This is a genomic window from Hymenobacter daeguensis, from assembly GCF_054780555.1.
Genome location: NZ_BAAGWC010000038.1, coordinates 1 through 18,584, shown reverse-complemented (window position 1 = coordinate 18,584; position 18,584 = coordinate 1). Strand labels below are relative to the sequence as shown.

Genomic DNA, 18,584 nt, shown 5'->3' with positions numbered 1-18,584 from the left:
CGCACGCGGCTAGTGCGCGGCCCACAGCGGCCGCCCGGCCAGGGCCAGGGCAAACAGCCCGCCCACGGCGGCGGCATACAGCGCGGCCCCTGCCCAGGTGAGCGGCACGGCCCGGCGCGGCGCCCAGCTGCTCAGGGCCCAGCCCAGCAGCGGCAGCGCCTGCAGGGCGTGCATGCCCAGAAAATGGGCGATGCGGAGGTCGCCGGCGCGGGTGCTCCAGCCCAGGCCGGGCAGGCCGGGGCCGCCATCGGGCGCGCCCACGGTGTGCTGCAGGTTATGAATCATCATGCCGCCCAGCACGCTGCCCGCCAGAAACAGCCCCAGCCCCAGGCGCACGCCCCACACGTAGCCCACCGGCCCGTGCAGCGGATGCCGCCACACCAGGTAGAGCGCCCACACGGTCATGAGGGTATTCACCAGGATGAAAATGCCCATCAGGCCAAACAGGAAGCCGTTGAGGGCGGAGCTGGCGTTGTAGTGCGAGGTGGTGCCGCGCGCCGCCTGCACAAAAATTACTCCCTGCTCCACCACCATGCTCACGGCCACGCCCCAGCTGATGTAGTGCACGGCCCGCTGCGCCGCCAGGGGCAAATCGGCCAGGAGCCAGCCCAGCGTCCAGGCAAAAAGCAGGATGGAGAGCGAGAACTTCAGGGGCTTCAGCCAGACCGGCGCGCCGGTTACCAGGCGGTGGTCGAGGAGCAGCAGCACCAGGGCCAGCGCGGCCAGGGCCACGTTCAGCCAGCCCGTCCAGGAGAGCAGCGGGTTCACGCGGTGCAGCACGCGCAGCGCCGTGGCCACCGACGGAAAAAAGGACTCGGCCGGCGCGGCCGGCGCAACAAGCGGCGTGGAGAGCAGGGCAGTTTTCATGGGTCAGGTGAAATGGTTTGCTAGCCGATGGAAGACGCAAGCGAAAGCGCCCTGAGCGCGGCCAGCCAGGCCAGGAGCGTGAGCAGGATGCGGGCGTAGTTCAGCCGCTGCCACCAGCTTATCAGGCGGTTGGCTTTGGCGGGAGGCAGCCCTTGCTCGTTCATCAGCCTGATGGCCGTGGGGATGAAGAAGCCAAACGTGCCCATTCTTTCCAGCAGCGTGAGCAGCGCAGCGGCCAGCCACCAGCTGTGGCGGGGTGCCGGGGCGTGCCACGCCAGCCAGAGGCTGGCCAGCGTAAGCAGGGTGAGCGGCAGGGTGGTGGCCAGGCCCCAGAACCGGCGGCCGGTGTCGGTGGCCCGCATGGCGGCGCTGTTTACCTGGTAGCCCCCGGCCGCATGGCTGAACCACTGCGGCAGCACAATGCGGGTTTCGTAGAGCCCCGCCCCAAAGGCCACGCCCAGGTTCAGGACCAGCAGCCACAGCATAATTTCCGAAAAGAAGCGCATCGGTTTGAAGGGGCAGTAAATCAGTTGGCAGTAGCGCTGGTCGGATAGAATTGCCGCACGCCGAAGTACAGCAGCAGCCCCACCGGCCCAAACAGAAACGTGAGCCCCAGGCAGGGCACCAGCAGCCCGTGCGGCACGCCGCGCCGCTGGGCATCGCGCAGCTCCCAGGCCCCCGTCCACATATCGAAGCAGAGGTAGTGCACCCAGCCCGCCAGCAGCGCCCACGGGTCGCGGAACAGCGCTGCCACTTCGGCCAATGAGCCGAAACCGCCCTCGCCGCCGTGCGCCCCCAGGTAGTGCGTGGTGATGAGCGCGGCGTAGGCGGCGGCCAGCAGCAGGGGCAACGCACCGCTCAGCACCACGGCGCGGGTGCCGCGCCAGCGCGGGGCCAGCACAAGCAGCGCCCAGCCGAGCAGGGCCACGGGGTTGGCAATTTTGAATAGAACGTCGGGCGTGAGCATGGCGGCAGGGTGGTAATAACTGGCTCAAACTTACGTTTTACCGGCTCCGGGCACCAGCGCAACCGGGGCGAAGCGGCCAATCGGGCGGGCCAGGCGGCGGGCCAGGCGGGGTGAAGCAACCAATTGCCGAGGGCCAGGCTCCTACCTTGCCAACCCTAACGTTCATTCCACCCCTTCTTCATGCTGCTTTCCCTACCCGCGGCGCTTGCCCTAAGCACCGCACTGCGCCTGCTGCCGGCTGCTGTACCCGCACCGCCCACCACCGCCGTGCTCAGCGGCCACCTCGACCACGCGCCGGCCGGCGACTCGGTGCGGCTCGAATACCACGGGCATATTTACCACCAGCGGGTGCGCGCGCTGCTCAGCCCCACCGGCGATTTCAAAATGACGGTGCCGGATTTGCTGGGCGGCACCCCAATCGCGTTTTCGTATGGCGGCCAGCACACCAGCCTCTACCTCGCGCCGGGCGACGACGTGCGCATGACGCTTGATTTCCCCAGATTCGACGAAACGCTGAAATACACCGGGCGCGGGGCCGCTGCCAGCAACTACCTGGCCCAGTCGCTGTGGAAATTCGAGTTTGGCCCGGCCGGCGATGCGCCGCGCCCCGAGTTCACGCCCACCCTCACGGCCGAGCAGCTCCTGCAGGCCGCCGGGCAGTTCCGGGCGCAGCAGCAGGCCTTTCTGGCGGCATACGCCAAGGAACACCGGCTGCCGGCCGATTTTCAGCGCAGCAAAGTGCTCGATATCGACCTGAAGTGGGGGCGTAAATTATTGGAATACCCGGCCTACCGTCGCCATATCGTGAAATCCCCCGCGGAACTACCGGCCACTTATTTTGATTTTCTGGCTCAGCTGCCCCTGAAGCAGCTCGACGGCTATGTGAAAATGGACCGGGGGGCCGACGGCAACGGCGCACTGATGTGGTTTCTGAACGCCTACAGCAACCGCCTGGCACCCGACGGAACGCTGAGCACCGACCCCGCCGAGGCCCGCCGCCACTACGCTCAGGCCCAGGCCGATTTCGGTCCCAGCACGGCCGCCCTCGACCGGGCCATGTACCAGCTCTACAGCTGGAAGCTCGACTCGGACCTTGATGGCGTGCTGGCCGCTTATCCCACTTTCCGCACCCACAACCACGACTCCACCATGGCCCGCGACCTGCGCGGCCTCATCGGCCGGCAGCTGGCCGTGAAGGTGGGAATGCCCGCGCCGGCCTTTTCATTGCTGAGCAGCGAGGGCAAGCAAGTGTCGCTGCAGGACCTGCGCGGCAAGGTGGTGTATCTCGATTTCTGGGGCACCTGGTGCAAGCCCTGCATGCAGGAAATGCCCGCCAGCAACGAATTGAAGAAGCAGTTCGAAGGCCGCGACGTGGCCTTTGTCTACATTTCGGTGGGCGACAAAACCGAGAAATGGCAGCAGGTGCTGGCCGCCCAGCACCTCACCAGCCCCGCCAGCATCCACCTGCGCAGCCCCGAGGGCGACGACACCGCCAACCGCTACCAGGTGCAGGGCTACCCCACCTACTGGCTCATCGGGCGCGATGGCCGCATCATCACCCGCAGCGCCCCGCGCCCCAGCGACGGCGCTGCCGCCGTGGCCGCCATCAGCGCCGCGCTGGTCCGATAACCACAGGCCCCTGGCCCGGTTATATGCCAGCTGCGGCTGCCAACCGCAGTTCTGTTTCCACGTATTTGGCGCGTATGTCGTTGTTTCGCTTTTTGTTGGGTGGTTTAATGCTGTGGTCGGTAGCGGGATGGGGCCAGGGATATTCGCATGTGCCCCGCGACTCGACGCGGGGCCGGCCGGCCATTCCGCGGCTGCCGCGCAACCGGTTTGTGGTGCAGTACGACTCGCGCTATTCCATCATCAACCACCACCTCACCACCATCAATGGCCTGAAGCTCGGCATTGAGTTCAAGAGCCGGTTTCGGACCGGGGCGGCCATTTATTTCCTCAGTACCGGCGTGCCCACCCGCCAGGCCGCGCCCGACAATGCCGCCGAGGATGCCGATGCCGAGCTGCGCTTCCGCTACCTGGCCGCTTATGCGGGCTACGTGCTGCTCGAAAACCGCCGCTGGGAGCTCAGCGGTAACCTGCAGCTGGGCCTGGGCTCGGTGTATGTGCTGTACGAAGCCGACGACGGCGACCTCGACAAAACGCCCCGCGAGTTTATGGGCGTGGTAGAACCGGCGCTGGCGGCGCAGTACCGCGTGTTTCGGTGGGGGGGCGTGGGCACCGGGGCCGGCTGGCGGCAGCCGGTGTTCGTGCCCGGCGCCATTCAGAAGGAGCTGAACGGCCCCGTGTTCTACCTGCGGGCCAACCTGTTTCTGGGCGAGCTGATGAAGGTGTGGAAGGAAAAGGAACCCCTGTTCACCCAAACCAACGTCCGCTAGCCCGCAACAGCCTTCAGCTCAGCCAAAACGGCCGGCCGCTCCCGAGGAGTAGCCGGCCGTTTTGGCTGAGCTGAAGGCTGTTGTGTAAACCGGAAGCAGCGCTTCCGGCCTGCGTTAGTCGATGAACTTGAGCTGCAGGGCCTCGCTGACCTGCTCGGCGGGAATGGCGAAGCCGATGCCCTCGATGCCGCGGCCCACGAGCTTGGCATTCACAATGCCCAGCAATTGGCCCGAGCGGCCGACCAGGGCCCCGCCGCTGTTGCCGCCGTTGATGCTCACGTCGGTTTGCAGCAGCGCGTGGCCGTCAATCCTGCGCCGGCCGCTGATGATGCCCTTGCTGATGCTCTGGCCCAGCTCCTTGTCGGCCGGCGTGCCGATGGCGAACACGTCGGCCCCGATTTCGGCCGTGCTGGTGCTCGGCAGCTGGAAGGCGGTGAGGCCATCGGACTCAATTTTCACCAGCGCCAGGTCCATGTCGGGGTTCACGCGCACCACCTTGCCTTTCAGCTCCAGGCCGTCGGCCAGCAGCACCTTCACGGTTTCCTCTTCGCCCACCACGTGGGCGTTGGTCACGATGTAGCCATCGCCCGAGATGATGCAGCCGCTGCCGTGCCCGTCGCTCGTTTCCACAATGACCACGCTTTTGGCGGCCGTGCTCACGCCGTTGTCGGCAGCCGGCCTGGCGGCAGTGCCCCGGTGCATGACGATGGATTCCAGCTTATTGTCGTCGGCGGCAGTGGCGGCGGCGCCATCCGCGGGTTTGGCCAGGGCCGTGGTCACTTCGCTGTTGCCCATGAAGGCAAACAGGGCGTTTTCGAAGGCGTCTTCAAACGCCGCGCTGCCGCCGTTCTCAAACTTCACGCTGGTGCCGGAGGTCTTCTGCTCAAATACCGTTTTGCGGTTCTGGTTCACCAGCTTCCAGGTCACTTCTACCGTGCAGTGGGTTTCGTAGCGCGCCACTGCCTCGTATTTGCTGTTGGCCAGAATGTCGTATTTCACGTCGTGCATCTCGCCCTGCAGGGTGTAGCGCGAGCTGCTGCCCGTCGAGAACACGCTGCGGCCTTCCGCAGTGGGCACGCTGAATCCCAGGTCTTTCAGGCTGGCGTTCACGTCCGCTTTCAGGTGCTCGGCATCCACGTCCAGCGACTTGCCGAAGTACAGGATTTCCTGCGTTTCCTTGGCCACGCTGACATTGCCCATCTTGTCGCCGCCCTTGAGGCGCACGTTTATCAGGGCGCACTGCACTGTTTGGCTGCCGGCCACGGCCTTGGGCACGCGCACCATGCTGGGTTTCAGCTCGGTTTTGTTGAGGCGGTAGAGGGAGCCGGTCAGGTAGTCGATGCCCAGTCCTGACAGGCCCGCCGCCCAGCCATACGTCGTGACCGGGCTCACGTTGGATTCGCCGTCAACCACCTGAATGCCCTTCGCCAGGCCATAGAGCGTGCCCGCCACCGGAATGTAGTTGAGGTAGGTGGCCGGATTCTGGCCGTCGGGATACACCACCTCGGAGTATTCCTTGTAGCCCTCGTGCTTCACCTTTACTTCCGTGTTTTTGCTGCGGGGCAGGCGCAGCGTCACGGTGCCGGGCTTGCCCGCCACGGGCTTGGCCTTGATTTCCTTGTCGTTGACGTAGAAAGTGCTGCCGTCGGGCTGGCCCACCACCCGCAGGCTCTGCTTCGGCGAGCTGATGATGGTGGCGCAGCTTTGCAGCAGCAAGGCGCTCAGCAGGGCACCACTCACCAGGTTGGTAGCGGTTCTGGTCATAAAAAATCCGGGGTAATAAGAAAGGGAAAGGAAAAGTGGAGCGGGCCCGCCCGCCCGGCCTCAAAAATGCCAGGCGGCGCAGCATCGAAGCCCCGCTACCGCCGTCGCAAGGAGTTACTCACCTGGAGGCAGCAGGGCTTCGGCTTTGTTCCGCCGGCGTGTCCTGGGCCGGGTATCAGTCGATGAACTTGAGCTGCAGGGCCTCGCTGACCTGCTCGGCGGGAATGGCGAAGCCGATGCCCTCGATGCCGCGGCCCACGAGCTTGGCGTTGACGATGCCCAGCAGCTGGCCCGAGCGGCCGACCAGGGCCCCGCCGCTGTTGCCGCCGTTGATGCTCACGTCGGTTTGCAGCAGCGCGTGGCCGTCAATCTTGCGCCGGCCGCTGATGATGCCCTTGCTGATGCTCTGGCCCAGCTCCTTGTCGGCCGGCGTGCCGATGGCAAACACGTCGGCCCCGATTTCGGCCGCGTTGGCGCTCGGCAGCTGGAAGGCGTTCAGCCCGTCGGTGTCCACCTTGATGAGGGCCAGGTCCATGTCGGGGTTCACGCGCACCACCTTGCCTTTCACTTCCAGGCCATCGGCCAGCAGTACCTTCACGCTTTCTTCCTCGCCCACCACGTGGGCGTTGGTGACGATGTAGCCATCGCCCGAGATGATGCAGCCGCTGCCGTGCCCGTCGCCGGTCAGCACGGTCACCACCGACTTGGCGGCCAGCGAAATGCCGTTATCGGGCGCCGTTTTGGGCAGGGCCGCCCGGTGAATCTGAATAGGGGTCAGCTTATCGTTGTCGGCGGCCTTGGCGGCGGCCGGGCCGGTGCCGGGGGCCGGCTTGGCCAGCGCGCTCGCCACCTCTTTGTTGTCGAGGAAGGCGTAGAGCGAATTCTCAAATGCGTCTTCGAAGGCTGCGCTGCCGCCTTTCTCAAACTTGATGGACTTGCCGGTGGTCTTCTGCTCGAATACGGCCTGGCGGTTCTGGTTCACCAGTTTCCAGGTCACTTCCACGTTGCAGTGGGTTTCGTAGCGGGCGCGGTACTCGTACTGGTGCGAGGCGTGCACATCGTATTTGATGTCGCGCATCTCGCCCTGCACCGTGTAGCGCGAGCTGGAGCCAGTGGAGAACACGCTGTGGCCTTCGCTGGCGGGCACTGCGTAGCCCAGGTCTTTGAGCACGGTGTTTACACTGCTTTTCAGGTGCTCGGCGTCAAAATCCAGGGTTTTGCCGAAGTACAGAATTTCGCTGGGCTCCTTCTTGATGAAGAAATTGCCCAGCTTGTCGCCGCCCTTGATGCGGATGTTGACGGGCCCGCTCTGCACCGACTGGCCGCCGGCCACCGCCGCGGGCAGGCGAATGAGCGTCGTCTGCACTTCCTTCTTGTTCAGGCGCTTGTTGGCCCCGGTGCCGTTGTCAATCAGCCAGCCGCCAATGCCCACCAGCCAGCCGTAGCCGATGCCGGGCACTTTGTCCAGGCCCTTGTCTGCGCCGGTTTCGCTGTCCGGGTCGGTCAGGCCCGCGCCCATCCAGCCCATGACGGGCAGCCAGTTCAGCCACACGGTGCCGTTGTTTTTGTCGGGGTACAGCAGCTCGGAATAGTCCTTGTAGCCTTCGTGCTTCACCTTGATTTCGGAGTTCTTTTTGCGCTTCACGCGCAGCGTCACGCCGCCGGGCACGCCCGCAATGGGCTTGGCTTTCACCTCGGTGTCGTTGATGAAGAACTTGCTGCCCTCGGGCTGGCCCACCACCCGCACGGTTTGCGAGGGCGTGCTGATGATGGTGGCACAGTTTTGCAGAAGCAGCGAGCCCAGTAGCAGGCCGCTGACAATAGGAGTAAAGGGTTTTTTCATTAACGCAAACCGGGATAAAGGAAGGAAAAAAGAGGAATGGTAAATGCTGTCCGAAAAGAGCGGATTTTCGCAAATTCGGGTCAATAATACTACCAAATATCTCCTATACCTAGTCTTTATTTTCCCGTGCTGTAGGCAAAGCCGACCGACAGCGTGGCGTTGGCCGGGCTGCGGTTTTGCACCACCACGCTTTCGTAGGAAAACGTGTAGGCCAGGTTCAGGGCCAGGTGCTTGTAGAGCTTGATGGCCAGCACGCTGGCACTGTTCAGGCGGTAGTCGCCGCCGGGGTCTTTCAGGCTGGGCTGGTAGAACAGCATCTCCGAGAAGCTGACCACCCCGAGGCTGGCCCGCAGCTTGAGGCGCGTGGAGTTGCGCACCACGCGGCGCAGCAGCAGCGGCTCGGTGTTGTAGTCGGTTTGCTCGCTGAGCAAAAAAGTGCTCAGCGCCACCTCGTTGCTCAGCGTATCGGAATAGATTTGGTAGCCCACGCCGCCGCCCGCCACCAGCCGCCGCGTGATGGCGCGCAGGTTGCTGGTTTCGAACTCGCCTAGCGCGTAAAACTTCCACTTGCCCAGGCGGTAGTCGGGCGTGGTGAGCACCAGCAGCTCCCGCTCGCGCAGGGCCCCGTCCTGCCGGCCGTAGCTGTAGTTGAAAGCCGCCGGAAACTGCCAGTGCTTCACCGCAAACCCGCCCGTGTGGCTGGTGCTGAAATACACCCGCTCCACCGTGCCGGTGGTGTAGAGGCCGGTGATGGCCGCCGTGTAGCGCACGCCGCTGCCGTCCACGTTGTAGGTTTCAAACTCGGCCGAGGGCAGCCCGGCCGGCGGCGGCGTAAAGCTGCCCGCGCTGTTCACCACCGTCGTATCGGGCGGGGCCGTGGCGGTAGAGTCGTTTTGGGCGCGGGCGCTGCGCCACGGGCCGGCCATGCAAGGCCACGACGACCAGCCGAAGGACCGGAAATTTGAAAAGGAAACCGAAATCGTTCACTACAAAGCGGTAACGTGGGCGGGCGGCGAGCCCAAAACAACGCGGCCGGTTGTTCGGGCAGAACAACCGGCCGCAAATACATCAAGCCGGCACGAGGCGGAGACGCACGGGTTTGCGTCACTACCCGCGTCGCGGCTTCCTAGTTATAGTCCGGCAGAAACGAATACTTTTTGCCGAAGTCCAGCATCTGCTGGGCAAAGTCGGTGGGGTATTCCACCCGCACGTCGGTGATTTTGCCGCCGCTCATCACCGGCACCAGCCTGGGCTGGATAAAGCCCTGGTAGGGCGCGATGTGGAGCTTCTGGTAGCGGGCCAGCACCTCGCGGTGCAGGTCCGGGTCCACCTGCACGCCGTAGGTTTCGATGAGGGCTTTGCCGGCCGCGTAGTCGCCTTCGCTCGTGATGCGCTGCACCTCGCGCAGCAGCTGGCCAAACAGGGCGCGCAGCTTGGTGTAGTCGTTGATGTGCACGTAGGTTTTGCCGTCGCGCTTCACCATTTCCACCACGTTGTCGGCCTTGCCTTTTTCGAGCACCCACTTCGAAATCATCTGGCGGTTGCGCATGTGGGCTTCCTCCACGGTTTCGCCGGGCTGCAGGCGGGTGAGCTGGGTGATGAGGCCGCCGCGCAGGTAGCTGTCGTACTCGGCCTTGGCCACGTCGGCCGAAGGCGCCACGCCCAGCGCCTGCAGCTTGGCATCGGGCAGGTAGTAGAGGGCCACGAGGTCGGCACGGCCTTCTTCCAGGGCCGAGGCGTAGCTTTTCAGGGTTTCCTTGGTGGTGCCCACGCCGGCGTTTATCTGGCCCGAAGCGTGGCCGATGACCTCGTGCATGTCGGTGTGCAGCTTGCCGGCCAGCGCGCCGTACTGGCGCACGCGGGCCACTTCGGCGGGGTCGAAAGCAAACTCGGTGAGCGCGCCCGAGCTGGCGCTGGCCAGGTCGTAGGCTTCCACGATGTTGCCCAGGTTCACCGATTTCGAGCCGTATTCCTTCCGAATCCAGGTGGCGTTGGGCAGGTTGATGCCGATGGGCGTGCTCGGGGCCGCGTCGCCGGCCTCCATTACCACGGTAATGACTTTGGCCGTGATGCCCACCACGTTTTTCTTCTTGTGCTGGTCCATTATGGGCGAGTTGTCCTCGAACCACTGGGCCTGGTCGCCGATGGCCTTGATGCGCTTGGTGGCCTCCTCGTCGCGGAAGCTCACCACCGATTCGTAGGTGGCGCGGTAGCCCAGCGGGTCGTCGTACACCTCAATAAAGCCGTTCACCACGTCAATGGCTGACTTTGTGTCCTTCACCCAGGCAATGTTGTAGTCGTCCCAGGTTTTGAGGCTGCCGGTCTGGTAGTAGCTGATGAGCTTGGTGAGCGCATCCTTCTGCTCGGGGTTTTCGGCCAGCGCGGCGGCCTTTTGCAGCCAGCCCACCATGCGCCTGATGGCCGGGCCATACATGCCCTGAGCGCTCCAGGTGCGCTCTTCCAGCTGCCCGCTCTGGTTCTTGATTAGCTTCGAGTTCAGGCCGTAGGAAATGGCCTTCGCGTCGTTTTTATCAATCATCTTGGCGTAGAACGCCTCTGCTTCGGCCTGCGTCACGCCCTCGTAGAAGTTGGTGGCCGAAGTGGCCAGCAGGTCCTGGCCGGCCACTTGGTTCACCTGCTTCGGGGCCACGTTGGGGTCGAAGATGATGGGCGTGAGGAAGGCAATAAACTTGTCCACGGTTTCGCCTTTTTCCAGTGGCAAGGTCTTCGCATCCACGCCGCGTACCAGCTTGGCGAAGTACGCGGCCGTGCATTCGGGCACAAACTTGCGCGTGGAGTAGTGGTGGTGAATGCCGTTCGAAAACCACACCCGCTTGGCGTACACGTTCAGCTTCTCGGCTTCGGCCTTTTGGCCGCCTTTCAGCTGCTGCTGGTTGGCCGCCCAAATGGCTTCCAGGGTGCGGCGCACGCGCAGGTTGTGCTTGTAGTTCTGGTCGTACACGATGTCGCGCCCGCTCAGCGCGGCTTCCGACAGGTAGTAGAGCATTTCCTTCTGCCGGGCGCTCAGCTGCGCAAAGCCCGGCACCTGGTAGCGCAGCATGCGCAGGTCGGCAAACTGCTCGGTGGCAACCTGAAATTTGGCGGGGGTGGGCGTTTGGGCGTGGGCGGCCGGGCTGGTCAGCAAGGCCGCCAGAATCAACGAATAAACGGTTCGCTTCATTAGAAAGAGGGGTGGGTGAAGCCGTAAAGCTACAAAACCCGGCAATGCTGCTCCTTGCGCGCTATGCAGCGCTGACCCCTACGTCATGCTGAGCGGAGTCGAAGCATCTCTACTACCTCGGAAGTAATCAATGCTGTTACAACGAGATGGTAGAGATGCTTCGACTCCGCTCGGCCGAACGAGAAACTTCTTCGGCACCAACCGGCAGCTAGGCCGGCCCCGGCCCGCGCAGCGTGGCCGCCCGGTTCAGCTTGCCGGTGGCCGTGGTTTGAAACTCGGGCACATACACCAGCTGCTTCGGCTGCTCGTAGCGGCCCAGGCGCTCGGCCAGCAGGCTTTTCAGCTGCCGCTCCTGCTCATCAGAAAGCGCCTTGCCTTCAATAAAAGCCGTCACGGCCTGGCCCAGGCGCGCATCGGGCTGCCCGGCCACGAAGCAGCGGCGCGACTGCCCGATTTCGGCCAGGGCCACGTCCAGCACCAGCTCCACTTTCTCGGCCGGCACCTTCACCCCGCCGGAGTTGATGATGAAATCGGCCCGGCCCAGCCACTCGAAGGTGTGCGCGTCGAGCAGGTGCACCACGTCGTTGGTCACGATGAGCGCGTCGTCGGTCACGTCGCCGCGCAGCGTGAGGCAGCCGCGCGCGTCCTGCCCCGCCGCAATGCCCGGCAGCACCCGGAAGCTGCCGGTGGCCTGCGGGCCATTGAGCCGCCGCAGCGCTACGTGCGAGCAGGTTTCGGTCATGCCATACGTCAGCCACACGGCGGTGGTCAGCGGCTGCAATTCCTGCGTCAGCGAGGCATCGGCCGGGGCGCCGCCCACCAGCAGCGACCTCATTTTATTGAGCCGGTCGGCGTGGCCGGCCGTCAGCACCATTTTCAGCTGCAGCGGCACGAAGGCCGAAAAGTCGAATTCGGCATCCTCGGCCACGTAGGCAAACGGGTCGGCGTGCGGCTCCACAATGGTCAGGTGCAGGTTGCGTTCCAGCCCGCGCACCAGCATCATCAGCCCGCCGATGTACTCGCAGTTGAGGCAGACCAGCGCCCGGTCGCCGGGCCCCAGGTCGAAGAAGTCGGCCGTGCGCCGGGCCGAGGCTTCCAGCTGCCGCCGCCGCAGGGTGATGGCCGAAGGCGTGCCCGTGCTGCCCGACGTGGTGAGGGTGAATTCCTGCGTGCCGGTCAGCCACTGCCGCACGAAGTCCAGCACCCTGGCTTCGTAGCCGTTCAGCGGCTCGGCAATATGGGCGGGGTATTGCTGAATGGCGGCGTAGGCGTATTCGCGGCCGTTGAGCAGGAGGGAGGTGGGCAGGGTGGTAGGCGTCATGCCGCAAAACTACGTGCCGGTCGCATCGGGCGTTTTAGCTCAGGCTGGCCGGCGGCGCCATTGCCTGTTGACTTCCAGCTAGAAATTTCGTATTATTACTCCACACCATCCCTGCCCAGCCATGAATTCCCACGCACTTCCGTTCGTTGCCGGAGAGCCGGCTGTTGCTCCCCCCGCCGCTGCGCCGGCCAAAACATCCAGCTTCACCGCCGCCGAAATCAAGGCCCGCGCCAAAGCCATCAAAAAGCAGCGCAAGCAGGAAGGACGGCGCTATTTTTTCAGCTGGTGCGCCTGTCTGCACGCGTTGGGGTTCAGCTATTAGCAACGCCGTTTTACGTAAGCTTTTTATAAAAAAAGCGCGTCCGGTTGCCACTCGCTTGGGCAGCCGGACGCGCTTTTACGCTAACACTAAAGCAGTGCTTACGGGAATTTCGGAAACTTCGAGAAGTCCGGCTGGCGCTTCTCCATGTAGGCGTTGCGGCCTTCCTTGGCCTCGTCGCTGAGGTAGTAGAGCAGCGTGGCGTTGCCGGCCAGCTCCTGAATGCCGGCCTGCCCGTCGAGCTCAGCATTGAAGCTCGATTTGAGCATGCGCAGCGCCAGCGGGCTCTTTTGCAGAATCTTCTGGCACCAGGCCACGGTGGTTTCTTCCAGCTTGTCGAGCGGCACCACTTTGTTTACCAGGCCCATTTCGCGGGCTTCCTGGGCGTCGTACTGGTCGCAGAGGTACCAGATTTCGCGGGCTTTTTTCTGGCCCACGATGCGCGCTAGGTAGCTCGCCCCGAAGCCGCCGTCGAACGAGCCCACGTTGGGGCCGGTCTGGCCGAAGCGGGCATTGTCGGCCGCCACGGTCAGGTCGCACACCACGTGCAGCACGTGGCCGCCGCCAATGGCCCAGCCGGCCACCATGGCCACCACGGGCTTGGGAATGGAGCGGATGATTTTCTGCAGTTCCAGCACGTTGAGGCGGGGCACGGTGTCCTCGCCCACGTAGCCGCCGTGGCCGCGCACGCTCTGGTCGCCGCCCGAGCAGAAGGCCCGGCCGCCCTCGCCGGTGAGGATGATGACGCCAATGTCGGTGCGGTCCTGGCAGATGCGCATGGCATCAATCATTTCCTGCACCGTGAGCGGCGTGAAAGCGTTGTGCACCTGTGGCCGGTTGATGCTGATTTTGGCGATGCCGCCAAACTGCGAGAAGAGAATTTCTTTGAACTCCTTAATCGGGGTCCACTCAATGGGTTCTGACATAGGGAAAGTTGTTTGAATGTATCAGCCCGTCATGCAGAGCGCAGCGAAGCATCTTTACCTCGATAGTAATTTAATCGACTGAGTTAGTATCGAGGTAGAGATGCTTCGCTGCGCTCTGCATGACGTTCAATTAATTATTTATGCAAAGGCTTGTTTCACCGCCGCCCGGTACTGCTCAAAAAACGCCGCGTTGGTCTTCGAGTCGGTGAAGACTTCCAGAATGGCCGCGCCGGTTTCGGCTGCAAAGAAAACCGGCAGCGCGGCTTCCAGTTCGGCGAACGACGAAACCGGCAGGTAGCGTAGCCCAAAATCGCGCGCCGTGTTCTCGGCCGTGAGCAGCTGGCGCGTCTCAAAAAACTCGTCCAGCTCCGGCTGCTGGCGCGGCCCGTCGATGAGGCGGAAGATGCCGCCGCCGTGGTTGTTGAACAGCACCACCCGCAGGTTGGGCACGGGGTAGTTGTGCCAGAAGGCGTTGCGGTCGTAGAAAAACGCCACGTCGCCGGTCAGCAGCACCACCGGCCGCTCCGGTTGGGCCAGCGCCGCCCCCACGGCCGTGGAGTTGCAGCCATCGATGCCGCTGGTGCCCCGGTTGGCGAAAACCTCAATCTGCCGGCCCTGCGGGATGCCCAGGATATTGGCGTAGCGCACGGCCATGCTGTTGGCCAGGTGCAGGGCGGTGGTTTCGGGCAGCGCCGCCAGGGCGTGGCGGAAGGCTGAAAATTCGTTGAACGGCTGCGCTGCGTCTGTGAAAAAACGACCCAGAAACGCGGTGGCTTGAGCATCGGCCTGCTGCCAGGCAACCGTGTGTTCAGGTACTTCGCCCAGGGTTGTGCTTTCCGAAAGCTGCTGAAAGAATACCGCTGGCGCCACCCGCACCACCCGCGTCAGCGAGCGAAAGGTATCGGCCGCGTCGCCGGTGGCCTGCAGATGCCAGTGCTGCGCCGGGGCCGCGTCGCGCAAAAACAGCTTCAGGCTTTTGGAGATGAGCGACTGCCCGAAGGTGATAAGCAAATCGGGCTTCAGCGTCGACCTGGCCTCCTTGCCGAGCCCCGCCAGAAAAACGTCCTGCAGCCGGGCATCTGCCACTTCGCCCACGTTGGCGATAACATCACCCACCACCGGCACCTGCCGGGCTCGGGCAAACGCATCAAGCGCCGCCAGCAGGCCGGGGCTATCGGCCTGCTGACCAGCAACTACCACCACCTTGCCGACGCTACGCAGCTGCTGCCGCAAATCCAGGATTTCGGCCGGTGCCAGCGTTGCGTTGGAAGTATGCTCGTGCACAATCTTCACCTCCTGCTCGTACCGAATTTCCTCCCCGGCCTTCGGATAAAACGGCTCGCGCAGCGGCACGTTCACCTGCACCGGCCCGGCGGGCGCGGCCTGCGCCAGGTTGATGGCCTCATTCACGATGCGCGCCGAATGCCACTTAGCATCGGCGTGCGCGGTATCAACGGGAAACTCAAACGCGCCCTTGGCGTGCGCGCCGTAGAGGTTGCGCTGCCGGATGGTCTGCCCGTCGAGCTGGTCAATCCACTCCGGCGGCCGGTCGGCGGTAAAAATCACCAGCGGGATTTGCTGGAAAAAGGCTTCGGCCACGGCCGGCGCATAGTTCAGGCCGGCCGTGCCCGAGGTGCACACCAGCGCCACCGCCCGCCGCTGCGCCTGCGCGATGCCCAGTCCGATGAAGGCGGCGGCCCGCTCGTCGGGCACCACGCGCACCGTGAGGTCGGGGTGGCGGGCGAAGGCCAGCGTGAGCGGCGCGGAGCGGGAGCCGGGCGACAGCACCACGTCGGTAATGCCGTGGCGGGCACAGATTTCAGCGATATTATAAACGGCTTGCATGAGCGGGTTTTCGGAATTCAAGTAGATGAAAGGAGCGGTCCGCTAAGCGCAGCCGAAGCAGGACGCTCCTTTATTCATGTATAATCGCGCCTACGGTTTCCATCTTCATGACGGTTTCCTGCCACTCCCGGGCGGGGTCCGAGTCGATGGTGAGGCCGGTGCCGGCGTAGAGAATGGCTTCGGTGGCGCGCACCTGCAGGCAGCGCAGGTTCACGAAGAGGCGCGAGATGCCGGGCGCGACCACGTTCACCGGGCCGAGAAAGCCGCTGTAGTAGGCGCGGTCGTAGCCCTCGTGCTGCTGCAAAAAGGCCAGGGCCGGCACTTTGGGCATGCCGCCCACGGCCGAGGTGGGGTGCAGCAGGCGCAGCATGTCGGTGCCCAGCGTGGCGGCCTGCGGCGTGTTTTTGAGGTCGACTTCGAAATCGGTGCGCAGGTGCAGCAGCTGGCCGGCCGCCACGGTGCGCGGGCCGGTTTCGTGGTATTCGCGCAGGCGCAGCTGCTTGAAACAGCTCACGATGTAGCGCGCCACCAGCGCCTGCTCCTCAATCTCCTTCTGCCGCCAGATGGCATCCTGCGGCAGCAGGCCCGGCTTGAGCGGCTGCGTGCCCGCCAGCGCAATGGTGTGAAACTGCCCATCGGCCGTGACTTCGGCCAGCACTTCCGGCGTGGCCCCCAGCCAGGTGCCCACGCCCGGCACACTCACCAGCGACACAAAGGCGCGCGGGTACTTCTCGCTCAGCTCGGCAAAAGCCACCAGCGGGTCGAACCCCCCCGGCAACGGCCGCCGCGCCGCCCGCGAACTCACCACCTTCACCACCGATTTGCCGGCAATGGCGGCCACGCCGGTGCGGACCAGCGCGGTGTACTCGGCCTCGGTGGCGGTGTGGGGCACCGGGTGGGTGCTGTGGTGCCAGGCCAGCTCGGCCAGCGGCGGCATGGTCAGCCAGGCCGTGAGGCCGGGCACCAGCTCGCGGGCAGCCGGCGCCACGGCCACCGTTTCGGGCCGGGCGGGGTCGTACTGCACATCGGCGGGCAGAAACAGGGCCGGGTTGTGGTCGGAGTCGCGGAAGGGGAAGAAGGCGAACCCGGCCGGGGCCTGGTCGTCGAGGGCGGGCGGCAGGCCGGTGTAGCTGGCTTCGAGGGAGCGGGCCACCAGCAGGCGCGGGTGCTCGTGGCCGGGCTCGCGCCAGAGGGCCAGCGGCCGGCCGGTGCGCAGCGCCCCCGCCACCAGGTGGCGCAGCCGGGCCGAAGCATCAGGCGCAGCCGCCCCGGCCGGCCAGGGCAGCTGCCGAAGGTGCGTTGGCTGCATCTAAACGGCTTTAGCGCCGGAGGCCGGCAGGTCAATCACGGCCATGGTAATGCGGCTGATGCAGACCAGCGCACCGGTTTCCTCGTGCGAAATCCGGATTTCCCATACCTGCGTGCTCCGGCCGATGTGCACCGGCGTGGCCCGGCCGCGCACCCAGCCGTCGCGCACGCCTTTGAGGTGGTTGGCATTGATTTCCAGGCCCACGCAGGCTTGTTTGGTGCGGTCCACGCGCAGGGTGGCGGCAATGCTGCCCAGCGTTTCGGCCAGCGCCACCGAGGCCCCGCCGTGCAGCAGGCCCATGGGCTGGTGGGTGCGGCCATCCACGGGCATGCGGCCTTCAAGGTAGTCGGCGTGCACTTCGGTAATTTCCATGCCGAGGGCATCGGCCAGGGTGGGGCGGGAGGCCGTCCAGCGGTTTACTTCTTCCAGAGTCATGTAGTAGTGGTAAACGGTTAGTGACTAGTGGTGAATGGTGAAAAGACAGCGTTTGGCTCAAGCGTATGCCGCGCAAACCACTAGCCAATTACCATTAACCGTTAACCACTAAAAGCCAAACCCCGTACTTTGAGGGATTGTTGACGGATTGTTACGCAAAACTACCACGCAACGTCATGCCCCGGACCATCTTTCTCCTGCGCCACGGCCAGACCGATTTCAACGTGCGCGGCATCGTGCAGGGCAGCGGCGTCGATTCGAGCCTGAACGATACCGGCCGCCGCCAGGCCGCGCAGTTTTTCGCCGCCTACGGCCACATCCCGTTCGATAAAATCTATACCTCGGCCCTGCGCCGCACCCACGAGTCGGTGCAGCAGTTCCTCGACCTCGGCCTGCCCCACGAAGCCCACGCCGGCCTCAACGAAATCAGCTGGGGCGTGCGCGAGGGTACCCGCATTACCATGGAGGAAGATGCCGAATACCGCGCCGTGCTGGCCGGCTGGGTGGCCGGCGACACCCATGCCCGCCTCACCGGCGGCGAAAGCCCCGAGGAAGTAGCCGCCCGTCAGCGCCCCTTCATCGAGCTGCTCAAAGCCCGCGAAGACGAGCAAACCGTCCTCATCTGCATGCACGGCCGGGCCATGCGCGTCATGCTCTGCCAGCTGCTCAACTACCCGCTCAGCTGCATGGAAGGCTTCGAACACAGCAACTTATGCCTGTATAAGCTGGAGTACACCGGCTCGGTGTTCACCATCAGGAACTTCCTGGACGTGGCACATTTGCAGGCGGCAGGCTGATTTTTGAGGAGCCGAGGACTACCCACGAACGTCCTGCTGAGCGTAGCCGAAGCACCTTGCGTGGGGTAGTAAATCCAATCGTTCAACGAGGCGAGCGAGATGCTTCGGCTGCGCTCAGCATGACCGTACTTACAACCCAGCGCCGACAACTCGCCTCCTTATTGTAAGCAAGTCCTTACATTCTCCCCATAATAACATTGCCCCCGCCAACTTTTCCGGCTAATTTTGGCCTTCTCAACTCTAGCGCTTCTATATCCGATGGCCGAAATCATAAAAATGCCCAAAATGAGCGACACGATGACCGAAGGGACCATCGCGGCCTGGCTCAAAAAAGTGGGTGATAAAGTTAAATCCGGGGACATCCTGGCCGAAGTCGAAACCGACAAAGCCACCATGGAGCTGGAGAATTACGAAGACGGCACCCTGCTCTACATCGGGCCGAAAGAGAAAGACTCCGTGCCGGTTGATGGCATTCTGGCCATTGTAGGCAAGGAAGGCGAAGACATTTCCGGCCTGCTCAGCGGCCAGAGCGGCGGTGCTGCTCCGGCGCCGGCCGCTGCTCCCGCACCGGCTCCCGCGCCCGCCGCCGAAGCGCCGAAAGCGCCCGCCGCTGC

17 protein-coding genes are annotated in these 18,584 nt (G+C 64.3%); 5 read left to right on the top strand and 12 right to left on the bottom strand.

All coding sequences use genetic code 11. The annotated features are described in order from the left end of the window. Positions 1–9: 9 nt before the first annotated feature. From ACYVHT_RS21920 to ACYVHT_RS21910, 3 genes are read right to left on the bottom strand one after another with little or no spacing between them, the layout of a single operon-like run. Complete coding sequence (locus ACYVHT_RS21920; protein ID WP_460557281.1) at positions 10–867, bottom strand: hypothetical protein; 858 nt, start codon at positions 865–867, stop codon at positions 10–12. A gap of 20 nt (positions 868–887) precedes the next feature. Then, on the bottom strand, positions 888–1,373 hold the full coding sequence (locus ACYVHT_RS21915; RefSeq protein ID WP_460557279.1) for an anthrone oxygenase family protein: 486 nt from the start codon (positions 1,371–1,373) through the stop codon (positions 888–890). A gap of 20 nt (positions 1,374–1,393) precedes the next feature. Continuing rightward, complete coding sequence (locus ACYVHT_RS21910) at positions 1,394–1,834, bottom strand: ABA4-like family protein (RefSeq protein WP_460557277.1); 441 nt, start codon at positions 1,832–1,834, stop codon at positions 1,394–1,396. A 180-nt stretch (positions 1,835–2,014) separates the two neighbouring features. Here ACYVHT_RS21910 and ACYVHT_RS21905 point away from each other — a divergent pair, with 180 nt between their 5' ends. After that, on the top strand, positions 2,015–3,463 hold the full coding sequence (locus ACYVHT_RS21905) for a TlpA family protein disulfide reductase (protein ID WP_460557275.1): 1,449 nt from the start codon (positions 2,015–2,017) through the stop codon (positions 3,461–3,463). Positions 3,464–3,537: 74 nt separating this feature from the next. Continuing rightward, a complete protein-coding gene (locus ACYVHT_RS21900; protein ID WP_460557273.1) occupies positions 3,538–4,230 on the top strand; it encodes a hypothetical protein in 693 nt (230 codons plus the stop codon). Between the two features lie 114 nt (positions 4,231–4,344). On the opposite strand, the gene ACYVHT_RS21895 is transcribed toward ACYVHT_RS21900, so the two are convergent. The 5 genes from ACYVHT_RS21895 to ACYVHT_RS21875 all read right to left on the bottom strand — a co-directional run bounded on the left by ACYVHT_RS21895 (position 4,345) and on the right by ACYVHT_RS21875 (position 12,339). Continuing rightward, on the bottom strand, positions 4,345–5,994 hold the full coding sequence (locus ACYVHT_RS21895; protein ID WP_460557271.1) for a S1C family serine protease: 1,650 nt from the start codon (positions 5,992–5,994) through the stop codon (positions 4,345–4,347). Between the two features lie 175 nt (positions 5,995–6,169). Beyond that, complete coding sequence (locus tag ACYVHT_RS21890; RefSeq protein WP_460557269.1) at positions 6,170–7,837, bottom strand: S1C family serine protease; 1,668 nt, start codon at positions 7,835–7,837, stop codon at positions 6,170–6,172. Positions 7,838–7,953: 116 nt separating this feature from the next. Beyond that, a complete protein-coding gene (locus ACYVHT_RS21885; RefSeq protein WP_460557267.1) occupies positions 7,954–8,763 on the bottom strand; it encodes a DUF481 domain-containing protein in 810 nt (269 codons plus the stop codon). Positions 8,764–8,963: 200 nt separating this feature from the next. After that, positions 8,964–11,018 (bottom strand): M49 family metallopeptidase, encoded by a 2,055-nt coding sequence (locus tag ACYVHT_RS21880; RefSeq protein ID WP_460557265.1) that lies wholly within the window; start codon positions 11,016–11,018, stop codon positions 8,964–8,966. A gap of 208 nt (positions 11,019–11,226) precedes the next feature. Next, the gene (locus ACYVHT_RS21875) at positions 11,227–12,339 is read right to left on the bottom strand and encodes an acyl-CoA synthetase family protein (protein WP_460557263.1); all 1,113 of its coding nucleotides are present in this window, start codon (positions 12,337–12,339) and stop codon (positions 11,227–11,229) included. A 121-nt stretch (positions 12,340–12,460) separates the two neighbouring features. On the opposite strand from ACYVHT_RS21875, the gene ACYVHT_RS21870 reads away from it, so the two are divergent. After that, on the top strand, positions 12,461–12,661 hold the full coding sequence (locus tag ACYVHT_RS21870; protein ID WP_460557261.1) for a hypothetical protein: 201 nt from the start codon (positions 12,461–12,463) through the stop codon (positions 12,659–12,661). Positions 12,662–12,759: 98 nt separating this feature from the next. Here the strand turns inward: ACYVHT_RS21870 and menB are convergent, their stop codons facing one another. From menB to ACYVHT_RS21850, 4 genes are all read right to left on the bottom strand, one after another. Further along, positions 12,760–13,584 (bottom strand): 1,4-dihydroxy-2-naphthoyl-CoA synthase, encoded by an 825-nt coding sequence (gene menB / locus ACYVHT_RS21865; RefSeq protein WP_460557259.1) that lies wholly within the window; start codon positions 13,582–13,584, stop codon positions 12,760–12,762. Positions 13,585–13,722: 138 nt separating this feature from the next. Then, positions 13,723–15,429: a 2-succinyl-5-enolpyruvyl-6-hydroxy-3-cyclohexene-1-carboxylic-acid synthase gene (menD, locus tag ACYVHT_RS21860; RefSeq protein WP_460557257.1), complete on the bottom strand. Its 1,707-nt coding sequence runs from the start codon at positions 15,427–15,429 to the stop codon at positions 13,723–13,725. 70 nt (positions 15,430–15,499) lie between these two features. After that, positions 15,500–16,738 carry a chorismate-binding protein gene (locus ACYVHT_RS21855; protein WP_460557255.1) on the bottom strand — a complete coding sequence of 413 codons (1,239 nt, stop codon included), beginning with the start codon at positions 16,736–16,738 and terminating at the stop codon, positions 15,500–15,502. Next, positions 16,739–17,173, bottom strand: coding sequence for a hotdog family protein (locus ACYVHT_RS21850; RefSeq protein ID WP_460557253.1), 435 nt, complete (start codon positions 17,171–17,173; stop codon positions 16,739–16,741). A 176-nt stretch (positions 17,174–17,349) separates the two neighbouring features. Here ACYVHT_RS21850 and ACYVHT_RS21845 point away from each other — a divergent pair, with 176 nt between their 5' ends. Together ACYVHT_RS21845 and ACYVHT_RS21840 are read left to right on the top strand one after the other, a co-directional pair. Further along, positions 17,350–17,970: a histidine phosphatase family protein gene (locus ACYVHT_RS21845; protein WP_460557251.1), complete on the top strand. Its 621-nt coding sequence runs from the start codon at positions 17,350–17,352 to the stop codon at positions 17,968–17,970. A gap of 258 nt (positions 17,971–18,228) precedes the next feature. Further along, positions 18,229–18,584: biotin/lipoyl-containing protein (locus tag ACYVHT_RS21840; protein WP_460557249.1), on the top strand; the 356-nt coding region annotated here is incomplete at its 3' end.

Excerpts from the sequence above, each read along its gene's own strand:
- ACYVHT_RS21920 (WP_460557281.1), bottom strand. The coding sequence starts at position 867 with ATGAAAACTGCCCTGCTCTCCACGCCGCTTGTTGCGCCGGCCGCGCCG.
- ACYVHT_RS21915 (WP_460557279.1), bottom strand. The coding sequence starts at position 1,373 with ATGCGCTTCTTTTCGGAAATTATGCTGTGGCTGCTGGTCCTGAACCTG.
- ACYVHT_RS21910 (WP_460557277.1), bottom strand. The coding sequence starts at position 1,834 with ATGCTCACGCCCGACGTTCTATTCAAAATTGCCAACCCCGTGGCCCTG.
- ACYVHT_RS21905 (WP_460557275.1), top strand. The coding sequence starts at position 2,015 with ATGCTGCTTTCCCTACCCGCGGCGCTTGCCCTAAGCACCGCACTGCGC.
- ACYVHT_RS21900 (WP_460557273.1), top strand. The coding sequence starts at position 3,538 with ATGTCGTTGTTTCGCTTTTTGTTGGGTGGTTTAATGCTGTGGTCGGTA.
- ACYVHT_RS21895 (WP_460557271.1), bottom strand. The coding sequence starts at position 5,994 with ATGACCAGAACCGCTACCAACCTGGTGAGTGGTGCCCTGCTGAGCGCC.
- ACYVHT_RS21890 (WP_460557269.1), bottom strand. The coding sequence starts at position 7,837 with ATGAAAAAACCCTTTACTCCTATTGTCAGCGGCCTGCTACTGGGCTCG.
- ACYVHT_RS21885 (WP_460557267.1), bottom strand. The coding sequence starts at position 8,763 with ATGGCCGGCCCGTGGCGCAGCGCCCGCGCCCAAAACGACTCTACCGCC.
- ACYVHT_RS21880 (WP_460557265.1), bottom strand. The coding sequence starts at position 11,018 with ATGAAGCGAACCGTTTATTCGTTGATTCTGGCGGCCTTGCTGACCAGC.
- ACYVHT_RS21875 (WP_460557263.1), bottom strand. The coding sequence starts at position 12,339 with ATGACGCCTACCACCCTGCCCACCTCCCTCCTGCTCAACGGCCGCGAA.
- ACYVHT_RS21870 (WP_460557261.1), top strand. The coding sequence starts at position 12,461 with ATGAATTCCCACGCACTTCCGTTCGTTGCCGGAGAGCCGGCTGTTGCT.
- menB (WP_460557259.1), bottom strand. The coding sequence starts at position 13,584 with ATGTCAGAACCCATTGAGTGGACCCCGATTAAGGAGTTCAAAGAAATT.
- menD (WP_460557257.1), bottom strand. The coding sequence starts at position 15,429 with ATGCAAGCCGTTTATAATATCGCTGAAATCTGTGCCCGCCACGGCATT.
- ACYVHT_RS21855 (WP_460557255.1), bottom strand. The coding sequence starts at position 16,738 with ATGCAGCCAACGCACCTTCGGCAGCTGCCCTGGCCGGCCGGGGCGGCT.
- ACYVHT_RS21850 (WP_460557253.1), bottom strand. The coding sequence starts at position 17,173 with ATGACTCTGGAAGAAGTAAACCGCTGGACGGCCTCCCGCCCCACCCTG.
- ACYVHT_RS21845 (WP_460557251.1), top strand. The coding sequence starts at position 17,350 with ATGCCCCGGACCATCTTTCTCCTGCGCCACGGCCAGACCGATTTCAAC.